This window comes from Pseudomonas sp. GW821-FHT07G06 (assembly GCF_058986625.1).
On record NZ_JBYSVW010000030.1, the window covers coordinates 1 to 19275 of the forward strand.

Annotated in this window: 17 protein-coding genes; 7 read left to right on the plus strand and 10 right to left on the minus strand. The window is 61.4% G+C overall.

All coding sequences use genetic code 11. From position 1 onward, the window contains the following. Positions 1–247: 247 nt before the first annotated feature. Entirely contained in the window at positions 248–2140 is a 1893-nt protein-coding gene (gene mrdA, locus AC3WJW_RS29155; protein ID WP_493728416.1) for a penicillin-binding protein 2, read from the plus strand. A gap of 12 nt (positions 2141–2152) precedes the next feature. On the opposite strand, the gene AC3WJW_RS29160 is transcribed toward mrdA, so the two are convergent. Further along, complete coding sequence (locus AC3WJW_RS29160; RefSeq protein WP_493728417.1) at positions 2153–3112, minus strand: LysR family transcriptional regulator; 960 nt, start codon at positions 3110–3112, stop codon at positions 2153–2155. 155 nt (positions 3113–3267) lie between these two features. Between AC3WJW_RS29160 and AC3WJW_RS29165 the strand changes: the two genes are divergently transcribed. The 6 genes from AC3WJW_RS29165 to AC3WJW_RS29190 all read left to right on the plus strand — a co-directional run bounded on the left by AC3WJW_RS29165 (position 3268) and on the right by AC3WJW_RS29190 (position 8799). Further along, positions 3268–4569, plus strand: coding sequence for an MFS transporter (locus AC3WJW_RS29165; protein ID WP_493728418.1), 1302 nt, complete (start codon positions 3268–3270; stop codon positions 4567–4569). Continuing rightward, entirely contained in the window at positions 4566–5321 is a 756-nt protein-coding gene (locus tag AC3WJW_RS29170; protein ID WP_007988289.1) for a class II aldolase/adducin family protein, read from the plus strand. The genes AC3WJW_RS29165 and AC3WJW_RS29170 overlap by 4 nt, the downstream gene beginning before the upstream one ends. Next, the gene (locus tag AC3WJW_RS29175) at positions 5318–6259 is read left to right on the plus strand and encodes a 2-hydroxyacid dehydrogenase (RefSeq protein ID WP_493728419.1); all 942 of its coding nucleotides are present in this window, start codon (positions 5318–5320) and stop codon (positions 6257–6259) included. Before AC3WJW_RS29170 ends, AC3WJW_RS29175 begins: the two co-directional genes overlap by 4 nt. Before the next feature lie 145 nt (positions 6260–6404). After that, on the plus strand, positions 6405–7784 hold the full coding sequence (locus tag AC3WJW_RS29180; protein ID WP_493728420.1) for an MFS transporter: 1380 nt from the start codon (positions 6405–6407) through the stop codon (positions 7782–7784). Between the two features lie 18 nt (positions 7785–7802). Further along, positions 7803–8195, plus strand: a complete 393-nt coding sequence (locus tag AC3WJW_RS29185; RefSeq protein WP_493728421.1) for a RidA family protein — start codon at positions 7803–7805, stop codon at positions 8193–8195. Continuing rightward, positions 8188–8799, plus strand: coding sequence for an RraA family protein (locus tag AC3WJW_RS29190; RefSeq protein WP_493728422.1), 612 nt, complete (start codon positions 8188–8190; stop codon positions 8797–8799). The genes AC3WJW_RS29185 and AC3WJW_RS29190 overlap by 8 nt, the downstream gene beginning before the upstream one ends. Here AC3WJW_RS29190 and AC3WJW_RS29195 read toward each other — a convergent pair. The 9 genes from AC3WJW_RS29195 to AC3WJW_RS29235 form a co-directional block, all read right to left on the minus strand. After that, positions 8796–9713, minus strand: a complete 918-nt coding sequence (locus tag AC3WJW_RS29195) for a LysR family transcriptional regulator (RefSeq protein ID WP_493728423.1) — start codon at positions 9711–9713, stop codon at positions 8796–8798. The genes AC3WJW_RS29190 and AC3WJW_RS29195 overlap by 4 nt on opposite strands. Before the next feature lie 325 nt (positions 9714–10038). Beyond that, entirely contained in the window at positions 10039–11169 is a 1131-nt protein-coding gene (locus AC3WJW_RS29200) for a glycosyltransferase family 4 protein (RefSeq protein WP_493728424.1), read from the minus strand. A gap of 1 nt (position 11170) precedes the next feature. Further along, positions 11171–12301, minus strand: coding sequence for a glycosyltransferase family 4 protein (locus tag AC3WJW_RS29205; RefSeq protein WP_493728425.1), 1131 nt, complete (start codon positions 12299–12301; stop codon positions 11171–11173). Then, entirely contained in the window at positions 12285–13661 is a 1377-nt protein-coding gene (locus tag AC3WJW_RS29210; RefSeq protein WP_493728426.1) for a glycosyltransferase family 4 protein, read from the minus strand. Before AC3WJW_RS29210 ends, AC3WJW_RS29205 begins: the two co-directional genes overlap by 17 nt. Then, positions 13658–14917: an ABC transporter ATP-binding protein gene (locus tag AC3WJW_RS29215; RefSeq protein ID WP_493728427.1), complete on the minus strand. Its 1260-nt coding sequence runs from the start codon at positions 14915–14917 to the stop codon at positions 13658–13660. The genes AC3WJW_RS29210 and AC3WJW_RS29215 overlap by 4 nt, the downstream gene beginning before the upstream one ends. Further along, positions 14917–15714, minus strand: a complete 798-nt coding sequence (locus AC3WJW_RS29220; RefSeq protein ID WP_493728428.1) for an ABC transporter permease — start codon at positions 15712–15714, stop codon at positions 14917–14919. Before AC3WJW_RS29220 ends, AC3WJW_RS29215 begins: the two co-directional genes overlap by 1 nt. Then, complete coding sequence (locus AC3WJW_RS29225) at positions 15715–17157, minus strand: mannose-1-phosphate guanylyltransferase/mannose-6-phosphate isomerase (RefSeq protein ID WP_493728429.1); 1443 nt, start codon at positions 17155–17157, stop codon at positions 15715–15717. Positions 17158–17160: 3 nt separating this feature from the next. Beyond that, on the minus strand, positions 17161–18132 hold the full coding sequence (gmd, locus tag AC3WJW_RS29230) for a GDP-mannose 4,6-dehydratase (protein WP_007988274.1): 972 nt from the start codon (positions 18130–18132) through the stop codon (positions 17161–17163). Beyond that, positions 18129–19043 carry a GDP-mannose 4,6-dehydratase gene (locus tag AC3WJW_RS29235; RefSeq protein ID WP_493728430.1) on the minus strand — a complete coding sequence of 305 codons (915 nt, stop codon included), beginning with the start codon at positions 19041–19043 and terminating at the stop codon, positions 18129–18131. The genes gmd and AC3WJW_RS29235 overlap by 4 nt, the downstream gene beginning before the upstream one ends. Positions 19044–19275: the final 232 nt, after the last annotated feature.

The window sequence follows — 19275 nt, forward strand, 5'->3', positions numbered from 1 at the left end:
GATGGTAGTGTGGGGTTTCCCCATGTGAGAGTAGGTCATCGTCAAGATTAAATTCCGAAACCCCAATTGCGAAAGCAGTTGGGGTTTTGTTTTTGCGCGTGAAAAAACAGGCCGCGCCCCATTCAAAGTCAATTGTGAAAAAAATCACACAAACCTGACTTCCCGGGTTTGGTAAGGTGCAGCTCATTTTTAATGGACTGAGTCTGCGCCCACGGATCGGCATTCTTTTCAAAGAGTTGCTGCACAAGTGCCTGAACCGATACCGATCAAGGACCACGAAAAAGAAACACGCCTGGTCAACAAGAGACTCCTGGCCTGCGCCTTGTTCGTTGCCACCATCACCTGTGCTCTGGTGGTGCGTCTGTATGTCCTGCAGGTCGTCGAGTTCGACTATCACTCGACCATCTCCGAAAACAATCGCGTACATGTCCTGCCGATTACGCCTACCCGTGGATTGATCTATGACCGCAACGGTGTACTCCTTGCGGACAACCGCCCCAGCTTCAACCTGACCATCACCCGCGAACGTGCTTCCAATGTCAACGAAGAGCTGGACGAGGTCGCCAATCTCCTGCACTTGCCCGCTGAAGACCGCTCGCAATTCGATAAGGTGATGAAGCAGGCACGTCACCCCTTCGTACCGGTGACGCTGTTCTATGAGCTGAGCGAAGAACAGATCGCCGTACTCGCCGTCAACGAGTTCCGTTTGCCGGGCATCGATGTCGAGCCGCAGTTCGTGCGGCACTATCCGCTGGGTGCGCACTTCGCGCATTCGGTCGGCTACGTCGGACGTATCAACGAGAAAGAGTCAAAGGCTCTGGATACGGTCGAGTACCGAGGCACCCAATCCATTGGCAAGACCGGGATCGAAAAATTCTACGAGGCGCAACTGCACGGCCATGTCGGTTATGAGGAAGTCGAAACCAATGCCCAAGGGCGCGTGTTGCGAGTGCTCAAGCACACGGATCCGGTGCCCGGTGAAAACATTGTCCTGAGCCTCGACGTCAAGTTGCAGGAAGCCGCCGAACAAGCCCTGGGCGATCGTCGCGGCTCGGTGGTTGCGCTCGATCCGTCGACCGGTGAAGTGCTGGCCATGGTCAGCAACCCGAGTTTCGATCCTAATCTGTTCGTCACCGGTATCAGTTCCAGGGAGTACTCCACGCTACGCGACTCCGTCGACCGACCGCTGTTCAACCGTGTGCTGCGCGGCCTGTACGCGCCGGGTTCGACCATCAAGCCGGAAGTGGCAATCGCCGGCCTCGACGCGGGGGTCGTCACGCCACAGACCCGTGTGTTCGACCCCGGTTATTACCAGCTGCCGGATTTCGATCACAAGTACCGCAACTGGAACCACAGCGGCGATGGCTGGGTGGATATGGATGCAGCGATCATGCGTTCCAACGACACCTATTTCTATGACCTCGCACACAAGCTGGGGGTCGATCGCCTGCACGACTACATGGCGATGTTCGGACTGGGTGAGAAAGTCTCCCTGGACATGAACGAAGAATCCCCCGGCCTGATGCCATCCCAGGCATGGAAGCGCGCCACGCGTCGGCAGGCCTGGTTTCCGGGCGAGACGGTGATTCTCGGTATCGGCCAGGGCTACATGCAGGTCACGCCGCTGCAATTGGCCCAGGCCACGGCGCTGATTGCCAACAAAGGCGTGTGGAATCGCCCGCACCTGGCCAAAACCGTGGACGGCGTCGCGCCGGTGGACGAGCATCCAATGCCCAATATTCTGCTCAAGGATCCACGCGACTGGGAGCAGGTCAACCATGGCATGCAGATGGTGATGCACGATGCCCGGGGGATTGCCCGAGCCGCCGCCGCGGGGGCGCAATACCGTATTGCCGGCAAGAGTGGTACCGCGCAAGTGGTGGCGATCAAGCAGGGCGAACGTTACAACCGGGAGAAAACCCGTGAGCGTAACCGCGACAATGCCTTGTTCGTCGGCTTCGCCCCGGCCGAGCACCCGAAGATCGTGATTTCGGTGATGATCGAAAACGGCGAGGCGGGTGGCCGCGTCGCCGGACCGGTCGTCCGGCAGATCATGGACGCCTGGCTACTCGATCAGGACGGGCACCTGAAGCCGCAGTACGCGGCACCGGGCAAGGCGCCGGACGATCCTCACGTCTGAAGCGTCAGGGCTTCACAGCACAGGCTCGCGGATGCTGAGCATGTGCTGGAAGCTCTCGAGGAACACCGTTTCGGCCTGGCTCATCTTCTGTTCGCGATTCCATAACAACTGGATATCGAAATCCACCACGCCGTCTTCCGGCGGCAGGCGCCAGAGCAGACCTTGCTCGACATCCCGGCGCACCAGATGCGTGGGCAAGGCGCCGATGCCATAACCCGCGCAGATCAGGCGGTAAATTTCTTCGAAACTGGTGGAGGACGCGACGATCTTGCCGGTGAAGCCTTGCTGATCGCGGAACAGCGTCAGGGGTGAAAGATTGCCGCCCAACTGGTCGCTGGTGAAGCTGACGAAGTTTTCCGCCGACAGTTGCTCCAGGGTCAGATTCTCTTGCCCGAACAGGCGATGACGCTGGCCACAAAAGTAAGCGTAGGTCTCGCGAAACAGCACCCGCTGTTCCAGCCGCGGCTGTGGCAGACGACACAGGCCGACGCCAATGGTCGCGGTCTTTTGCAGCAGCGAACTGATGATGTTCGAACTGCCCATCACCTCGACTTCCAGCTCGATTTTCGGGTGGGTTTCATGGAAGTCAGCGAGGAAATCATCGTAATGCCGTGCCTGCACACCGCTGACGGTGAGGATACGGATCTTGCCCACCAGGTCGTCGTGACGACTCTCCACCACCGTCCCCAGGCGTGAAACATCACCGTAGATATCGGCCGCGATCCGCAGGACTTCTTCCCCGGTTTCCGTCAGGTCAAAGCGTCGTCCGCTGCGGGCAATCAGCACGCATTCCAGCTGCTCTTCCAGTCGTTTCAGCGCCTGGCTGACGGCCGACTGGGTGATGTGCAGTCGCGCGGCAGCGCGGCTCATGCTGCCTTCCTGGCCGATGACCAGATAGGTGCGCAGCAGGTTCCAGTCGAGGCGGTCATTGAGAAAGCGCCGGCCGACCCACGGGTTGGAAGTGGAGGACATAAAACCTCATGCAGTAGCAGTGCTAATAGTAAAGATAAGGATTTGAAAATTGACTAATCCTGGCATGGAAGCGATAAAGCCTACAAGCGCCATAGAGCGCAACCGTCATCCGCCTTAACACCTGCCCAAAAACTATAAGTACACAGGGTCCTTGCATGCACACTACTCCCCAACCGCGCCGAGCCGCGGCCGCGGCCTTCATTGGCACGACCATCGAGTTCTACGACTTCTACATCTACGCCACCGCGGCGGCGCTGGTTCTCGGACAGGTGTTCTTCCCCAGCAGCGACCCGGTCATGAGTACCCTCGCGGCATTTGGCAGTTTCGCTGTCGGCTTCATTGCGCGGCCCATGGCCGGGATGGTGTTCGGTCATCTGGGCGATCGTCTCGGGCGCAAGAAAATGCTCCTGGTGACCATGGCCCTGATGGGCATCGCCACCGCGGGCATTGGCCTGTTGCCGAGCTATGCCAGCGTCGGCATCTGGGCGCCGATCGGTCTGATCGTGCTGCGTTTGATCCAGGGCATTTCGGTCGGTGGCGAGTGGGGCGGGGCGGTGTTGATGGCGAGCGAACACGCACCGGCCAGGCGCAAGACGTTCTACGCCTCGTTCGCCCAGTTGGGCAGCCCGGCCGGCTTGTTGCTGGCACTGATTGCTTTCCGCCTGGTGACGTCCCTTGAGCCAGAGGAGTTCCTCGCCTGGGGATGGCGTCTGCCGTTCCTCGCCAGCGGCGTATTGATGATGGTCGGCCTGTTGATCCGCTCCGGCGTTCACGAGTCCCCGGAGTTCGCCAAGGTCCAGGACAACAACGAGACCGCCAAATACCCGGTGATGGACGTGATCCGCACCTGCTGGCGGCAGATCCTGTTCGCCGCCGCTGCGGTGACCATCGGCTCGGCCGGGTTCTTCTTCACCAACACCTTCATGATCACCTACGTCACCCAGTACCAGGGCATTGCTCGTTCGACGATTCTCGATTGCCTGTTTCTGGTGACGATCATCCAGTTGCTCTCGCAACCGCTCTCGGCACTGCTGGCCGAACGTATCGGTGAAGGACGTTTCCTCAAATGGGTCGCACTGTTGTGCATGCTCACGCCCTACCCGATGTTTCTGTTGGTGGGCACGCAAAACATTCTGTTGATGACGCTCGGCATCGCGTTGGCCGTGGTGATTCTCTCGGCGCTGTACGCGGTGATCGCCGGCTACATGACCCAGGCCTTCCCGGTGCACCTGCGCTACTCGGGCATTTCCATCGCCTATCAACTGGCTTGCGCCGTGGCCGGGGGCACCACACCCCTGATCGGCACGCTGCTGGCCAGCAAGTTTTCCGGACAATGGTTGCCGCTGGCGGTGTTCTTCACCTTGCTCTCGGCCCTGTCCCTGATCGGTGTTTGCGGCCTGGCCCGCCTGCGCGCCAACCCGGTCGTCACCCACGCTGTCAAAGAGGTGTATTCGTGAGTAAACCTGCACACATCGACCCGGTTGAATGGCAAGCCCGTTGCGAACTGGCGGCGCTGTATCGACTGGTCGCGCACTTTCGCATGACCGACCTGATCGACACCCATATCACCCTGCGGATTCCGGGGCCTGAGCACCACTTCCTGATTAACCGCTATGGCGTGATCTTCGACCGCATGCGCGCCTCGGACCTGGTGCGCATCGATCAGGAAGGGCGGGTGGTCGACCCGGAGTACGCCGGCCATCGGGTCAACGCCGCCGGCTTCGTGATCCACTCGGCGATCCATATGGCGCGTCCGGACCTGAACTGTGTGATCCACACCCACACGGCGGCGGGCATGGCGGTCGCGGCGCAGAAGCAAGGCTTGCTGCCGATCAGTCAGCACGCGTTGAAGTTCTACGGCAAGCTGGCCTATCACACCTATGAGGGCATCGCGCTGTCGCTGGATGAGCGCGAGCGCTTGATTGCCGACCTCGGCCCGCACCGGGCGATGATCCTGCGCAATCACGGCTTGCTGGTCGGTGGTTCCGGGGTGGCCCAGGCGTTCCAGGAAATCCACTTTCTGGAGCGCGCCTGTCAGGCCCAGGTGCAGGCGCTGGCCGGTGGTTCGGCATTGCATTACCCGTCACCGGAAGTGTGTGCGCACACCGCCGAACAGTTTGACCGTGATGAGCAGGACAACATCATCGACCTGGCCTGGGAGGCCGCCCTGACGTTGATCGAATCCCAGCGCGAGTCTTATTTGTCATGAACGCCGACATCAACACCGTGGTTCTGCTGTCTCGCGACACCTTGCTGCTCAAGCAATTGCAGGCGGCGTTCGCCCGCAGTGCGCCGCAGCTCACCGCCGTGCTGGCCGACGATTCCCGGGCCGCCAATGCGCAGATGGCAGCGTGCTGGTTTCCTTTGCCGGGCAGTCTCGGAGCATTGCCGAACCTGCAGGTGATTCACTCGGTGGCCGCCGGTATCGACCACCTCGACCACGATCCGTCATGCCCGGACCTGCCGATTTGCCGCGTGGTCGACCCGGGTCATCGCCAGGGCATGACCGAGTACGTGCGCTGGGCGGTGATCCACTATCACCGCGGTTTCGATCAGGTGCTGTCGCAACAACGGGAGCAACGCTGGGAGCGGCCGCTGCAACGGGCTGCGGGGCAGTTCAAGGTCGGTGTGATGGGGCTCGGATCGCTGGGCAGCGCGATTGCTCTGGATCTGGCCGCCGCCGGCTATGACGTGCGCGGCTGGGCGCGGCGCAACAAGGACCTGCCGGGTGTGCGTACGTTCGCCGGGGCCGATGGGTTAAATCCGTTTCTCGACGGCGTCGAGTTGCTGATCAACCTGTTGCCACTCACCAGCGAAACCCGCGGCATCCTTGGCCGGGCCACGTTCGACCAACTCGCCAGCGGCGCAGCACTGGTCAACTGTGGCCGGGGCGCTCATCTGGACATTGACGATCTCGAACAGGCATTGGCCAGAGGACAATTGCGCGGTGCGCTGCTGGATGTCTTCGAACAGGAACCGCTGCCGGTCGATCACCGGCTCTGGAGCATGCCCGGTGTCACCATCACCCCGCACATGGCTTCGGCGGCTTCCCATGATTGTATTGCCGAACAAGTGGCGGAAAACTTCCGCCGATTGAATAGCGGCGAACCGTTATTGAACTGTGCGGACCGATTACTGGGTTATTGAACCCACCGCTATCCAACCCATAAAAATGCCCTGCGAACTCGCCCGCTCAGTTGGGCGAGCCATAACAACAACCTTCGCCTCAACCGTTTTACTGCCAGTCAAAACAATTAAATAACGAGTTCTTGATGAATTCCTGGAGACAGTGATGAGCGATCTATCGTCCGCAGAAAAGTCCGGCGCACCACCGGAAGTTGAAATCAGTATGAAAAAAGTCGCGGTGGCCAGCGTGATCGGTACCACCGTGGAGTGGTACGACTTGTTCGTGTTTGCCACGGCCTCGGCGCTGGTGTTCAACAAAGTGTTCTTCCCGGATTTCGTGCCGCTGATCGGAACACTGCTGGCTTTCGGCACCTTTGCTTCGGCGTATCTGGCGCGGATTGTCGGTGCGGCATTGTTCGGGCATTTCGGTGATCGCCTGGGGCGCAAGTCGATGCTGTTGATTTCGCTGTTGACCATGGGCGCGGCCACCTTCGCCATCGGCTTGTTGCCGGACTTTGCCACTATCGGTATCTGGGCGCCGATCCTGTTGTTACTGCTCAGGGTCGTGCAAGGCCTGGCATTGGGTGGCGAGTGGGGCGGAGCGGTATTGATGGCGGTGGAGCATGCGCCGGCCAACAAGCGTGGCCTGTACGGTTCCTGGGTGCAGATCGGCGTGCCGGCCGGGACCATGATTGCCAACCTGGCCTTCCTGTTGATCGCGGCGTGGCTGTCCCCTGAGGAACTGTTGGCCTGGGGCTGGCGTATTCCGTTCCTGGCCAGCGTGTTGCTGATCGCCGTCGGCTTGTACATCCGCTTGAACATCGCGGAAACCCCGGCCTTCAACAAGGTCAAGGAGGCCGAGGTGCAAGTGAAGATGCCGTTGGCGGAAGTGTTCCGCAAGTACTGGAAACAAGTGGTGCTGGGCGGTATCGCCACCATGTCCACGGGCGCTTCGTTCAACATTATCGTGGCGTTCGGTTTGACGTACGGCACGCAGAACCTCGGCTTCAGCCGCGGCGTGATGCTCGGTGTGGTGCTGCTGTCCTGCGCCTGGTGCATCGTCATGTTGCCGGTGTTCGGTGCGCTTTCGGATCGTTTCGGGCGCAAGCCGATCATTGTCGGCGGCATCATCGCCGAAGCGCTGGTGGCGTTCCCGATGTTCTGGCTGATGGATACCAGGGAGCTGCCGATGGTGGTCTTCGGCTATCTGTTGTTGATGACCGCCTTCGCCGCCAACTACGGGCCGATCGCGACATTCCTCGCCGAACTGTTCGGCACCCGGGTGCGGTATTCCGGGTTGTCCATCAGCTACATGTTGTCCGGCCTGCTCGGCAGCGCGGCGACACCCATCGTCACCACGGCATTGCTGGCCGCGACGGGCAAAGGGTCGTCGGTGGCCTGGTACATGATCGGTGCGGCCTTGATTTCACTGGTGGCGCTATTGCTGCTGACCGAAACCTTCAAGAAGGACATCAGCGAAATCCCGAGCGTCGCCCCGACAGACGATCCGGCCCCCGGCAAACCCTTCAAATCGGCTACGGCCTGACTTCCGGAGTTCAACAGCATGCGCAGAATTCAATCGGCCCCGGGCTACATCGGCCCGGTCGGCCCTTACTCCCAGGCCGTGGTCAGTGGTCACTTGGTGTTCACTGCCGGGCAGATCCCGGCTCAAAGCGGCCTCGACGACCAGCCTGCCGACTTTCCCGAGCAGGTGCGGCAAACCTTGCGCAACCTCGAAGCGATCCTGATTGAAGCCGGGTCCGGTTTCAGCCACGTGATCAAGGTCAATGCCTACCTGACCGATCCCGCACAGCTGGAGCCGTTCAACGCTGTGTACCGCGAGTTCCTCGGCCATGCGCCGCCGGCGCGCACCACGGTGTGCGTGGCACTGTGGGGGGTATCGCTGGAAATCGACTGTGTCGCCGAACTGATTGGCGGGGAGCCGCAACATGGATGAGTCGCAACTGATCGAACAGCTCAAGGCGGTGAGCTTTCCGACCCTCGGGCATTTTCTCGAAGAGGGATTCGCCGACCCACAACTACGGGCCATGGTGCCCAATGTGAAAGTCGTTGGCCGAGCCTTGACCCTGAAACTGCTGGGCGCCGATGCCATCGCCGTCAACCGGGCCCTGGCGCAGATCAGGCCGGGCGACGTGCTGGTGATCGACACGGGAGGCGACCATCGGCACGCCCCGGTCGGTGCGGTGACCAGTTGCGCGGCACGCTGCGCCGGGGCGGTGGGCATTGTGGTCGATGGTGCGGTGACCGACCTGCTGGAGCTGCGCGAAGTCGGGTTGCCGGTGTTCGCCCGTGGCACCAGTCTGTTGACCACCAAGCTGCACGGCCGCAATGACAGCGCCATCAATCAGCCCGTTCACTGCGCTGGCGTGACGGTGCAACCGGGGGATTGGGTGCTGGCGGACGACAACGGCGTGCTGTTTCTCGACACGGCATCGGCGCTGGCTGTCATCGAGCAGGCACTGGCTTCGGACCTTGCCGAGCCGCGCTTGCTCGAACGCTTGTGCGCCGGTGAGCCGGTGGCGCAGGTCTTGCGCGTCTAGTCCGTCAGCCGTTGCTGCAGGCTTTCAAGAAAGATCGTCTCGGCCCGGCTCATGCGCTGTTCGCGGTTCCACAGCAAATGAATGTCGACATCGGCAATCCCTTCGTGGGGCGGCAGGCGCCAGAGCAATCCGGTGTCGACATCGGCCGCCACCACGTGCTCGGGCAGACAGCCGATACCGAAGCCGGCGATGACCAGTCGCCGGACTTCCTCCAGGCTTGGTGACGAGGCGACGATGCGCCCGCTGAAACCCTGTTGATCACGGAAGATCGTCAGCGGCGAGAGCATGCCGCCGATCTGGTCACTGGTGAAACTGACGAAGTTCTCCCGCTGTAAATCCCCTTCGGCGACGTCCTGTCGACCGAACAGTCCATGGTGCTTGCCGCAGAAAAACGCATAGCGTTGACGCAGGAACAAACGCTGCTCCAGGCGTGGCTGCGGGCGCCGATTGAGGCTCAGGCCGAGGGTCGCGGTTTTTTCCTGGAGGGCGCTGACGATGTCGGAACTGCGCATCACATCGACTTCCAGATCGACTCGCGGGTATTGGCGATGGAAGTCGGCGAGGAAGTCATCAAAGCGCTCGGAGAAAATCCGGCTGATGATCAGCAACCGCACCTTGCCGATCACTTCATCGGCCGGTTGTTCCAGCACGCTGCTGACCTGGGACATCTGCCCGTAGATTTCCCCGGCCAGGGCGAAGATCTGCTCGCCGACTTCGGTCAGGGCAAAACGTGGTCCGCGACGGGCTATCAGTTGGCGGCCCAGCTGTTCTTCCAGGCGCTTGAGTGCCTGGCTCACGGCCGGTTGTGTCAGGTGCAGGCGGGCGGCGGCGCGGCTGATGCTCAGCTCCTGGCCAATCACCCGAAAGGTGCGCAGCAGGTTCCAGTCCAGGCGGTCATTGAGCAGGCGTTGCATAGTCGTTCAGCAGCCAGTCAGGGGCCAATGGGAAAAATCGACGGCTTGCACACGCCGTGCGCAAGCCTTGGAAAATCTACAGTCGCGGGATCGTAACACTGTTGGCACGCCGCAGCCGAGGCCAGTCGGATCCGGCAAAAAAGCCTCATGCGTAGGCGTAGTGCTGTTCACTTAAGAGATAGCGCGAACAATAAGCAACCTGTGGCGAGGGAGCTTGCTCCCGCTGGGGCGCGAAGCGGCCCTAAAAATGGGACTGCTGCGCAGTCCAGCGGGAGCAAGCTCCCTCGCCACAGATACAGTGTTCGTCCTTAAGTGAGCAGCAATATCATGCGTAGGCGAGGTTTTTTTCTTCCAGCAGTTCCTCATACAACGCCGCCCATTTGCGACCCATTTCGTCCGCCGTAAACAGAGTCTGATAGCGGGCCTGCGCCTTCTCGCCCATTTGCGCCGCCAGCACCGGGTTTTCCCAAAGCGTGCGCATCGCCTGACGAAACGCCAGTGGATCATTGGGCGGTACCACCAGCCCGGTTTCGTTATGGATGTTGATGTAACTGGTACCCGTGCCAATCTCACTGGAGATCATCGGTTTGCCATACATCGCGCCTTCAAGCAGTGAAATGCCGAAGGCTTCCGAGCGCAGGTGCGACGGGAACACCACCGCATAACTCAACTCGAGCAAGGCAACCTTGTCTTCATCACCGAGGAAGCCGAGAAAGTGCAGGTTCTGCAGCCCCAGTGCCCTGGCCTGGGCATGCAGCTCTTTTTCCAGCGGGCCGGTGCCGACGATCACCACGGGATAGTTCAGCCCCCGCATCGCTTCGAGCAGGATGTGCAGCCCCTTGTAGTAGCGCATGACACCGACGAACAGGAAGAACTTGTCCCCCAGCTTCTGGCGCCAGCGCTCGGTCCGTGCCGCGTCGTGCTTCGGATAACCTGACTTGTCCAGGCCATAGGTGATGACCCGGGTCTTGTCCCGGTAGTCCTTGAGCACGTCACTGGTGTGAAAGTAGTTGGGGGACGCCACGGCGATTCGATCCGCGCTGTCCAGAAACCGGCGCATCAACGGACGGTACAGTTTGAGCAAATGACGCTGGCGAATGATGTCGGAGTGGTAACTCACCACGCTGGGCTTTTTGGTGGCGCTGACAAAATGCACCAGGTCCATGAAGGGCCAGGGGAAGTGGTAGTTGACCACATCGGCTTCGGCGGCGAGCTCACGAAACTGCTTGAACACGCTGTAGGAAAAACCGGTGGAGGCGAGCTGAAAATCCATCCTGGCCTGATGCACCTGGTGCTCGCGGATCTGCAACACGCCCGGCGCCGGGTTATTGCTCAGGGTCAGCACCGTGCTGTCGACACCATGGCGCGCGCCAATTTCGCTCATCTGGAAAATGACTTGTCCGATGCCACCCATGGAGTCGGGCAAGTAGGATTTGTAAAAGTGCAGAACGCGCATATCAGTTCTCCATAGCCTGGCGGTAGGCGCGGGCGGTCACCGTCGCGCAACGCTCCCAGGAAAAAAGCTTCGCTCGCTGCAAACCCGCCTCGCGACAGGCCTGCCAGTGTGCCGGGTCGTCGATCAACCGCAGCATGGCATCGCGCAAGGTGTCAGGGTCGTGCGCCTCGATGTAGTTGCCGGCCTCGCCAGCCACCTCCGGCATCGCCGATATACCCGTCAGAATCACCGGGGTGCCACTGGCCATGGCTTCCAGCACCGGCAGGCCGAACCCCTCGTACAACGAAGGGAAGACCAGCGCCCGGGCGCCGGCCAGCAATTGCGCCAGATCCTCGTCGGGCAGGTAACCCAGCAGGCACACGTGACCTGAGGCGAGGGCCGAACGCAACTCGTCGTTGAACTGTTGGCGCTGCCAGCCGGCCATACCGGCGATCAGCAAGGGAAAACGCTGGCGCACGGTTTCCGGTAGTCGGGCATGGGCGTGCAGGGCCTGGGTCAGGTTCTTGCGCGGCTCCAGGGTACCGACGCAGAGAAAATACTCCCGCGCCTCGACGCCGTGGGTTTTGAGGACGCGATCGATGGTCTTGGGTTCACGCGGGTGGAATCGCGCGGCCACACCCAGCGGTGCCACCACGAAGCGCTCGGCCGGCAGGGCGAACCAGGCCTGCGCTTCATCGGCGATGTGCTGCGAGTCCGTCAGAATCAGCCGCGCGCGCTGTACGCCGTCGGCCAGTCGCCGCTCGATTTCGCGCAGACGGGCCGGTGGTTGGGTGTCGGGATAGTGCAGGTGGGTGAGGTCATGCAGCGTGATGATGGTCGGGCCGTTGAACGACAGCGGCCACAGGCTCGGCTCGTGATACAGATCGATGGTCTGGGCGGGGCGCCGGTCGAAGCGCTTCTGTTCCAGCCAGCGCCGCGCCTGATAGGCCCCCGGGATCTGTCGCAGCAATGGCGTCAAGCGCGAGTAACCGGGCATCGCCGCCTCAGGCAGGACCGAACTCCAGCCCCAGCCATGGAACAACGCCAACTCGACGTCCGGTTCCCGGGCCAGGGCCGTCGCCAGTTCGGCGACGTAGTGGCCGATGCCCGTGCGCGGGGCCTGGAGGATGCGGGCGTTAAGGGCAATTCGCATGCTGACTCTCAGGCACCTTCGCATCGGTGTGCAGGTTGCGCTGGATACGGTCGACCAGTTGCGCACTGGCCTCGCGCCAGCTCAGCCAGCGCCAGTTATCCAGGTTGAGGGGGGCGGGAAATGCGCCGCTCGTTTCCATGTCGATGACCATATCGGCCAGGCTCTGCGGGTCGGCGAGATTGAAGTACGCCATGTACTCGCCACCGATTTCGCGAAACACCGGGATGTCGCTGGCCATTGCCGGCAGGCCACGCTGCATGGCTTCCACCAGCGGCAACCCGAACCCTTCGACGTAGGACGGAAACACCAGCGAGGTCGCGTGGGTATAGGCGTGTTCCAGGCTCTTGTCCGAGAGCGTGTTGAACATGAACAGGCGCTGGTTCAACTGCGGATGCTGGCGGATACGCTCGATCAGCGCCTCGCACTTCCAGCCGATCTTGCCGACGATGCACAACCGGGCCCCGGACCCGGCCGCCCAGGCGCGCTCGAACGCGTCGAGCAGATACGCATGGTTCTTGCGCGGCTCGATGGTGCTGACCATCAGGAATACAGGGGCCGCCGACTTGAACATCTGCAGCAGCCCCGGGTCGACGGCGGAGCGGGCATCGCTCAGGTCGAGTTCGGAGCCGAGGTGGAAGAAGTCGAACCAGCGTTGCTGGACCTGCGCGGTGCCGATCCTGCGGGTCATCTCCTGGCGCACCTGGTCGCGGATGGTGGTCGAGATCGCCACGTAGCCATCGGCGGTGCGGGCGATCCAGTCGAACCATTCGTTGAACACCTTCACCAACCCGGCGTCGCAGAACTGCGGGTGGGTCAGGGGAATCAGGTCGTAGATCACCGACACGATGCCGACCCCGTCACGCTTGAGTTGCTCGGCCAGGGGAAAAAAATTGGCGTGCCAGGACGAGTCCAGCAGCACCAACTGGTCGCCAGCGTGATGTTGCAATGGCACGCAGCGCTCGGGAACCGGCTTGCCCTTGAGTATCCGGTCCAGCAGGCGAATCGGCAGGCTCAGGCAGGCAAACGCGGTGAGGCGGCAACCGACATAAAGCACCCCGCGGGCGAACTTCGATTGGCTGAAAGGACGGCGTCGTTCCAGCGTGCGGTGGCGCAGCCAGAACTGATTGGCGAACTGTTCGAGCTTCACCCGCAGGCTCACCAGATCCACTTTGGCGGTCGGCAAGGGCGCCAGGCTTTTCACCTCGAACAACGCGCCATTGATCATCACCACCGGAATGCATTCACGCTGGGCGTCCGCGGCCGGCAATTGCTGAATCACATTGCGCACGACTCGCTGAATGCCCGAGTTGGCATCGGGGTGTTCGAAAACGTAGGTACATTCCACCAGTAGTCTGGTCATTGCGTCACTCCAACGGTTTGCACCAGGTTTTCGCTGGAGCGGGTGACACTGGTCTGCGCTTCGAGCCAGGAGCAGCCGACAAAGTCTTCCTGGCGATTGTTGATCACGTGGAAGACCAGCCCGTAGTCACGCCATTCGAAATTGCGATCCAGGTGCGAGTCCAGCCGCGACAGGCTCAGGGCCACCGAATAGTTGCCCTTGCCCAGGCGCATGTCGAAGGCAAAACGGTAGGTGATGCGTTCGCCGGCACTCAGGTCGGTAAGGGCTTTGTCGACCCGGTGGGTGTTGATGCCATACATGGGCTGGCCGAGGCGATCCTTGATCATGAAGCCGAGAATCAGCCGCTCGATGTCCTGGCGCACCTCAACCTGCACTTCGAGGACCATCGCCTGACCGACTTCTGCCACTTCCACCGAACGGCCCTTGGGGTCCAGCAGGCGGACGCTGAGAATGCCCGCTTCGCCTGTTCCGGAAATGGTTTGCACCTGCCCGTTGGCGAGCATCTCCTGGCGCACCGTCTGGCCCTCGCGCTGGGCGAGCATGGCGTTGTAGTAGTCCATCACTTCTTCGGGCTTGCCGCGCATGGCCATGCGCCCGTTTTCCAGGAGGATGGCGGTGTCGCAGATCGACTGGATCGCGGAGCGGTCATGGGACACGATCAGCAACGTGGTGCCGGCCTTGCGGAAGTTGCGGATGCGATCGAAGCTCTTGTGCTGGAAGTAGGCGTCACCCACGGACAGCGCTTCGTCGACGATCAGGATATCCGGCCGCCGCGCGGTGGCTACGCTGAAGGCCAGGCGCATCTGCATGCCGCTGGAGTAGGTGCGAACCGGCTGGTCGATGGCTTCGCCGATCTCGGCAAAGCTCTCGATCTCCGGCATCAACGCTTCGATTTCTTCCACCTGCATGCCGAGCAACTGGCCGGCCATGAAGGTGTTCTGCCGACCGGTGAAGTCCGGGTGGAAGCCCATGCCCAGTTCAAGCAGCGCGGCCACGCGACCTTGCAGCTGGATGTCGCCGCAGGTGGGCTGGGTGGTGCCGGTGATCATTTTCAACAGCGTGCTTTTGCCGGCACCGTTGACCCCGACGATGCCCACGGCTTCGCCCGGCTGAATCTCGAAATCGACCCCTTGCAGCACCCAGTGCAGGTGATGCCGGGTGCGGGAAAACGGCACCAGCCATTCGAACAGCCGGCTCCAGCGATTGGGGTACTGCTTGTAGGCCTTGCCCAGGCCACTGACACGTATTTGTCCCATCAGAGCTCGTCCACCATTTCACCGACACGCTGGCGGAACAGCCGCAGCGCCATCGCGCAGAACAACAGGCCGATCACCAGCAAGGGGACCAGCGAGTTCCAGTTCGGCCATTGGTTGTAGAGAAACAGGTTCTGGTAGCTGTTCATCAGTGCCGTCATCGGGTTCAACCCGATAAAACTCTGGATACCCGGTGGCAGGATCGACAGCGGATAAACGATCGGCGTCAGCCAGAACCAGAATTGCAGGCAGATGCCGAAAAACTGCCCGACGTCGCGAAAGAACACGTTGAGCACACCCAGGATCATCCCCAGCCCCGCGGCGAACATCACTTGCAGGATTAGCAACGGCACCAGCGCCAGCAACGCCATGCCGGGCAGCCGCCCGCTGATCAGCAGGAAGCCGAGGAACAAGCCCAGGATGATCGCGAAATTAATCCCGGCATTGAGCAGTACGATGACCGGCAGGCAGATGCGCGGGAAGCTGATTTTCTTCAGCAGGTTGGCGTTTTCCAGGAACATGCTCTGGCTGCGCGTGGTGATCTCGGCGAACAGGCCCCAGGTCAGCAGGCCGGCGCACAGGTAGACACTGTAGGCCAACCCGTCATCCACGCCCGGCAAGCGGGCGCGCATGATGGTGGAAAAGATCACCGTGTAGACCAGGATCATCGACAGCGGATTGAGCACGGTCCACAAGGCACCGAACAGCGAGTTGCGATAACGCGCCTGAAACTCCCGTTTGACGCTGCCGAGGATGAAACCCCGGTAACTCCACAGGGATTGGTAAAGATTACGCAGCATTCAAACCGTCCGCCCGTATTGGTCTTCGAAGCGGACGATGTCGTCCTCTCCCAGGTATTCGCCGCTTTGCACTTCGATGATCACAAGGTCGATCACGCCGGGATTCTCCAGGCGATGCTTGTGACCGGCGGCAATGAAGGTCGATTCGTTCTTGGCCACCAGGTGCGTGCCGGTGCCGTTGTTGGTGACCTTGGCCATGCCTTCGACCACCACCCAGTGTTCATTGCGATGGTGGTGCATCTGCAATGACAACTTGGCGCCGGGCTTGACCACGATACGTTTGATCTTGAAGCGCGGGCCTTCCTCGAGCACGGTGTAGGTGCCCCATGGCCGGCTGACCGTACGGTGCAGGCGATAGGCCTCGTGTTCTTTGTCCTTGAGTTGCCTGGCCACCCGGCGCACATCCTGGGCGCGGTCGGCGTGGGCCACCAGCACCGCGTCGGCAGTGTCGACGATGATCAGGTCATCCACGCCCACGGTCGCTACCAGGCGGTTGTCGCTCTGGACAAAATTGTTGTGGCTGTCGATGAAAATCGCCTCGCCGACGGCGCGGTTGTTCTGTGCATCCGCCGGTACCAGCGCGGCCACCGCGCCCCAGGAGCCGATGTCGCTCCAGTCGAAACGGGCGGGCACGACGACCACTCTTTCGGAGCGCTCCATCAACGCGTAGTCGATGGAAATGTCCATGATTTCGCCAAACAGTGCCGGTGACAGTTCCTGTTGCACGCTCCCGGCGTTTTCCACCGCAGCGCTGGCGGCCATGCAGGTTTGCGTCTGCTCCAGCAAAGCGGGAGCGTGGGTTTGCAGTTCGGCCAGCAGGGTGGCGACCGAGAAGCAGAACATCCCGGAGTTCCACAGGAAGTTGCCGCTTTCCACGTAGTGCGTCGCGGTTTGCAGGTCGGGTTTTTCGACGAAACGCCGCACGCTGGCAGCGCCTTTGTCGTCCAGCGGTGTGCCGGCTTCAATGTAGCCAAACCCGGTTTCCGGTGCCGTCGGCACCACACCGAAGGTCACCAGGTGACCGCGCCTGGCCAGCGTCACGGCATGCTCGACTGCGTCCTTCAACGCGTCGACATTGACGATCAGGTGGTCGGCGGGCATCACCAGCATGATCGCGTCGTCGCCATGCAGGGCCTGGAGGGAGAGGGCGGCGGCGGCAATCGCCGGCGCCGTATTGCGCCCCGTCGGCTCCAGCAGGAAGTGCCCGCGATGACGGCCAAGGTGCGCGTCCCGAAAGTGATCCTTGCTCTGGAAGTAGTATTCGCGGTTGGTCACCGTGACGATATCGCCCCAGCCGTCGAGCAACTCGGCGGCACGCCGATAGGTCTTGCCCAGCAGCGACTGACCGTCAGGCAAGGCCATGAACGGTTTGGGATGGCCTTCACGCGACACCGGCCACAACCTGGTCCCGGCACCGCCGGAAAGAATCACGGGAATCAGCATGGCCTACTCCTTGGCGACGCGTTTCATGTCCGCATCCATCATCATGCGGATCAAGGTATCCAGGTCGGTTTTTGGTTTCCAGCCCAGCACACGCTGGGCCTTGGCCGGGTTGCCGAGCAGCACTTCGACTTCGGCCGGGCGGAAGAACGCCGGGTCAATCTTCACGTAATCGCGGTAGTTCAGGCCCACATGATCGAACGCGATCCGACACATCTCGCGCACGGTAGTGGTCACGCCGGTGGCCACCACGAAGTCGTCGGGTTTGTCCTGTTGCAGCATCAGCCACATGGCTTCGACGTAGTCCCCGGCAAAGCCCCAGTCGCGCTTGGCGTCGATGTTGCCCAGGCGCAGTTCCTGCTGTTTGCCCTGCTTGATGCGGGCGGCGGCGTCGGTGACTTTGCGCGTCACGAACTCGATGCCGCGCAGCGGTGATTCATGGTTGAACAGAATCCCGCTGCTGGCGTGCAGGTTGAAACTTTCGCGGTAGTTCACGGTAATCCAGTGGCCATACAGCTTGGCCACGCCATAAGGGCTGCGCGGATAGAACGGCGTGTTCTCGTCCTGCTGCTCGGCCTGGATCAGGCCGAACATTTCGCTGGTGGAGGCCTGGTAGAAACGCGTGTGCGGACTGAACTGACGGATCGCCTCGAGCAGGTGGGTAACGCCCAGTCCGTCGACGATGCCGGTGGTCACCGGTTGATCCCAGGAGGCCGCGACAAAGCTTTGCGCGGCGAGGTTGTAGACCTCGTCCGGCGCCGACTTGATCACCGCGCGCTGCACTGAACAGGCATCGGCCATATCGCCATCCAGGTAGACGATGTCCGCCTCGACCCCCATCTCGCGCAAGCGCCAGCGCGAGTCGCTGCTGCGACGGGCGACCAGACCGTGGACTTTGTAACCCTTGTCGAGCAGCAGTTTGGCCAGATAGGCGCCATCCTGGCCGGTGATACCTGTGATCAATGCACTTTTAGTCATTCTTGTCGTACTCGCTTCTCCCAGTCGGACAGGATCGCCCGCAGGGATTGTTGTGTTGTGATTTCAGACTTCCATCCGGTGGTCTGGGCCAGCCTGTCAGGGCTGCCACACACCCGACGCTGGTCCGCGCGGCGAAGTCGCGCAGGGTCTTGAACCAGTTGCAGGTTGACCTGGGCAAGATCTGCCAATTGTTCGATCAAACTGCGAATGCTCTGCTCGCGTCCCGAGCAAATGTTGTAGACCTGCCCCGGTGTGCCTTTTTCCAGCAAGGCCAGGTAGGCCGAGACCACGTCCGCGACATCGAGGAAGTCGCGCGTGACGTCGACGTCCCCGACCTCCAGTCGTGGCGCCTGCAGGCCTTGCTTGATCCGGCAGATCTGACGCGCGGCTCCGGCAATGACGAAGCTGTCTTTCTGCCCACTGCCGATATGGTTGAACGGGCGGGCAACCAGTACGGGCCAGCCTTCGCTCAGGCCCCACTGCAAACTGAGGAACTCGGCCGACAGTTTGCTCACGGCATAGGGATTGCGCGGGCAGGGGGCGTGCAATTCAGTGATGGGCAGATGCTCTTCAGCGACCTGGCCATAGACATCACCGGAGCTGACGTACAGAAACGTACCGGTGAACCCGCGCGCCTTGAGGGCTTGCAGCAGGTTCAGGGTGCCCAGCAGATTGATGTTCAGGGTGCCGGCCGGATCACGAAAGGCCTCCGGGACAAACGTCTGGCCGGCCAGGTGAATCACCGCATCGGGCATTTGCGGCCACAAGCCTTCGAGGCTCTCCGGCGCAGTAAGATCGTAGCGGTCGGGAACCGGCAGCAGCTCCCATTCCGAGGTGTCAGCCTGCAAACGCGATTGGATGTGTTGTCCTACGAATCCGCTCAGACCCGTGACAAACAGACGTTTTTTCAAACAGCGACCCCTTGGTCATGCATTTCATCCATTTCCCACAGGCTCCCTGGAAAAACTTGCGAGCGGCGCATGATCGCTCGAATGGCGGGTGAAATGTTTGTTGTAGTTGTTTGGTAGCCAATCTGTGCCATTTGCTCGGCAATTTCAACAGGTCCAACCGTGACCGGTCAGTTCTCGTCAGCGTAGCCCGATTTATTCTCGCCGGGCGGTTCACGAATCCTCAACGGATGTG

Excerpts from the sequence above, each read along its gene's own strand:
- AC3WJW_RS29160 (WP_493728417.1), bottom strand. The coding sequence starts at position 3,112 with ATGTCCTCCACTTCCAACCCGTGGGTCGGCCGGCGCTTTCTCAATGAC.
- AC3WJW_RS29165 (WP_493728418.1), top strand. The coding sequence starts at position 3,268 with ATGCACACTACTCCCCAACCGCGCCGAGCCGCGGCCGCGGCCTTCATT.
- AC3WJW_RS29175 (WP_493728419.1), top strand. The coding sequence starts at position 5,318 with ATGAACGCCGACATCAACACCGTGGTTCTGCTGTCTCGCGACACCTTG.
- AC3WJW_RS29180 (WP_493728420.1), top strand. The coding sequence starts at position 6,405 with ATGAGCGATCTATCGTCCGCAGAAAAGTCCGGCGCACCACCGGAAGTT.
- AC3WJW_RS29185 (WP_493728421.1), top strand. The coding sequence starts at position 7,803 with ATGCGCAGAATTCAATCGGCCCCGGGCTACATCGGCCCGGTCGGCCCT.
- AC3WJW_RS29190 (WP_493728422.1), top strand. The coding sequence starts at position 8,188 with ATGGATGAGTCGCAACTGATCGAACAGCTCAAGGCGGTGAGCTTTCCG.
- AC3WJW_RS29195 (WP_493728423.1), bottom strand. The coding sequence starts at position 9,713 with ATGCAACGCCTGCTCAATGACCGCCTGGACTGGAACCTGCTGCGCACC.
- AC3WJW_RS29200 (WP_493728424.1), bottom strand. The coding sequence starts at position 11,169 with ATGCGCGTTCTGCACTTTTACAAATCCTACTTGCCCGACTCCATGGGT.
- AC3WJW_RS29205 (WP_493728425.1), bottom strand. The coding sequence starts at position 12,301 with ATGCGAATTGCCCTTAACGCCCGCATCCTCCAGGCCCCGCGCACGGGC.
- AC3WJW_RS29210 (WP_493728426.1), bottom strand. The coding sequence starts at position 13,661 with ATGACCAGACTACTGGTGGAATGTACCTACGTTTTCGAACACCCCGAT.
- AC3WJW_RS29215 (WP_493728427.1), bottom strand. The coding sequence starts at position 14,917 with ATGGGACAAATACGTGTCAGTGGCCTGGGCAAGGCCTACAAGCAGTAC.
- AC3WJW_RS29220 (WP_493728428.1), bottom strand. The coding sequence starts at position 15,714 with ATGCTGCGTAATCTTTACCAATCCCTGTGGAGTTACCGGGGTTTCATC.
- AC3WJW_RS29225 (WP_493728429.1), bottom strand. The coding sequence starts at position 17,157 with ATGCTGATTCCCGTGATTCTTTCCGGCGGTGCCGGGACCAGGTTGTGG.
- gmd (WP_007988274.1), bottom strand. The coding sequence starts at position 18,132 with ATGACTAAAAGTGCATTGATCACAGGTATCACCGGCCAGGATGGCGCC.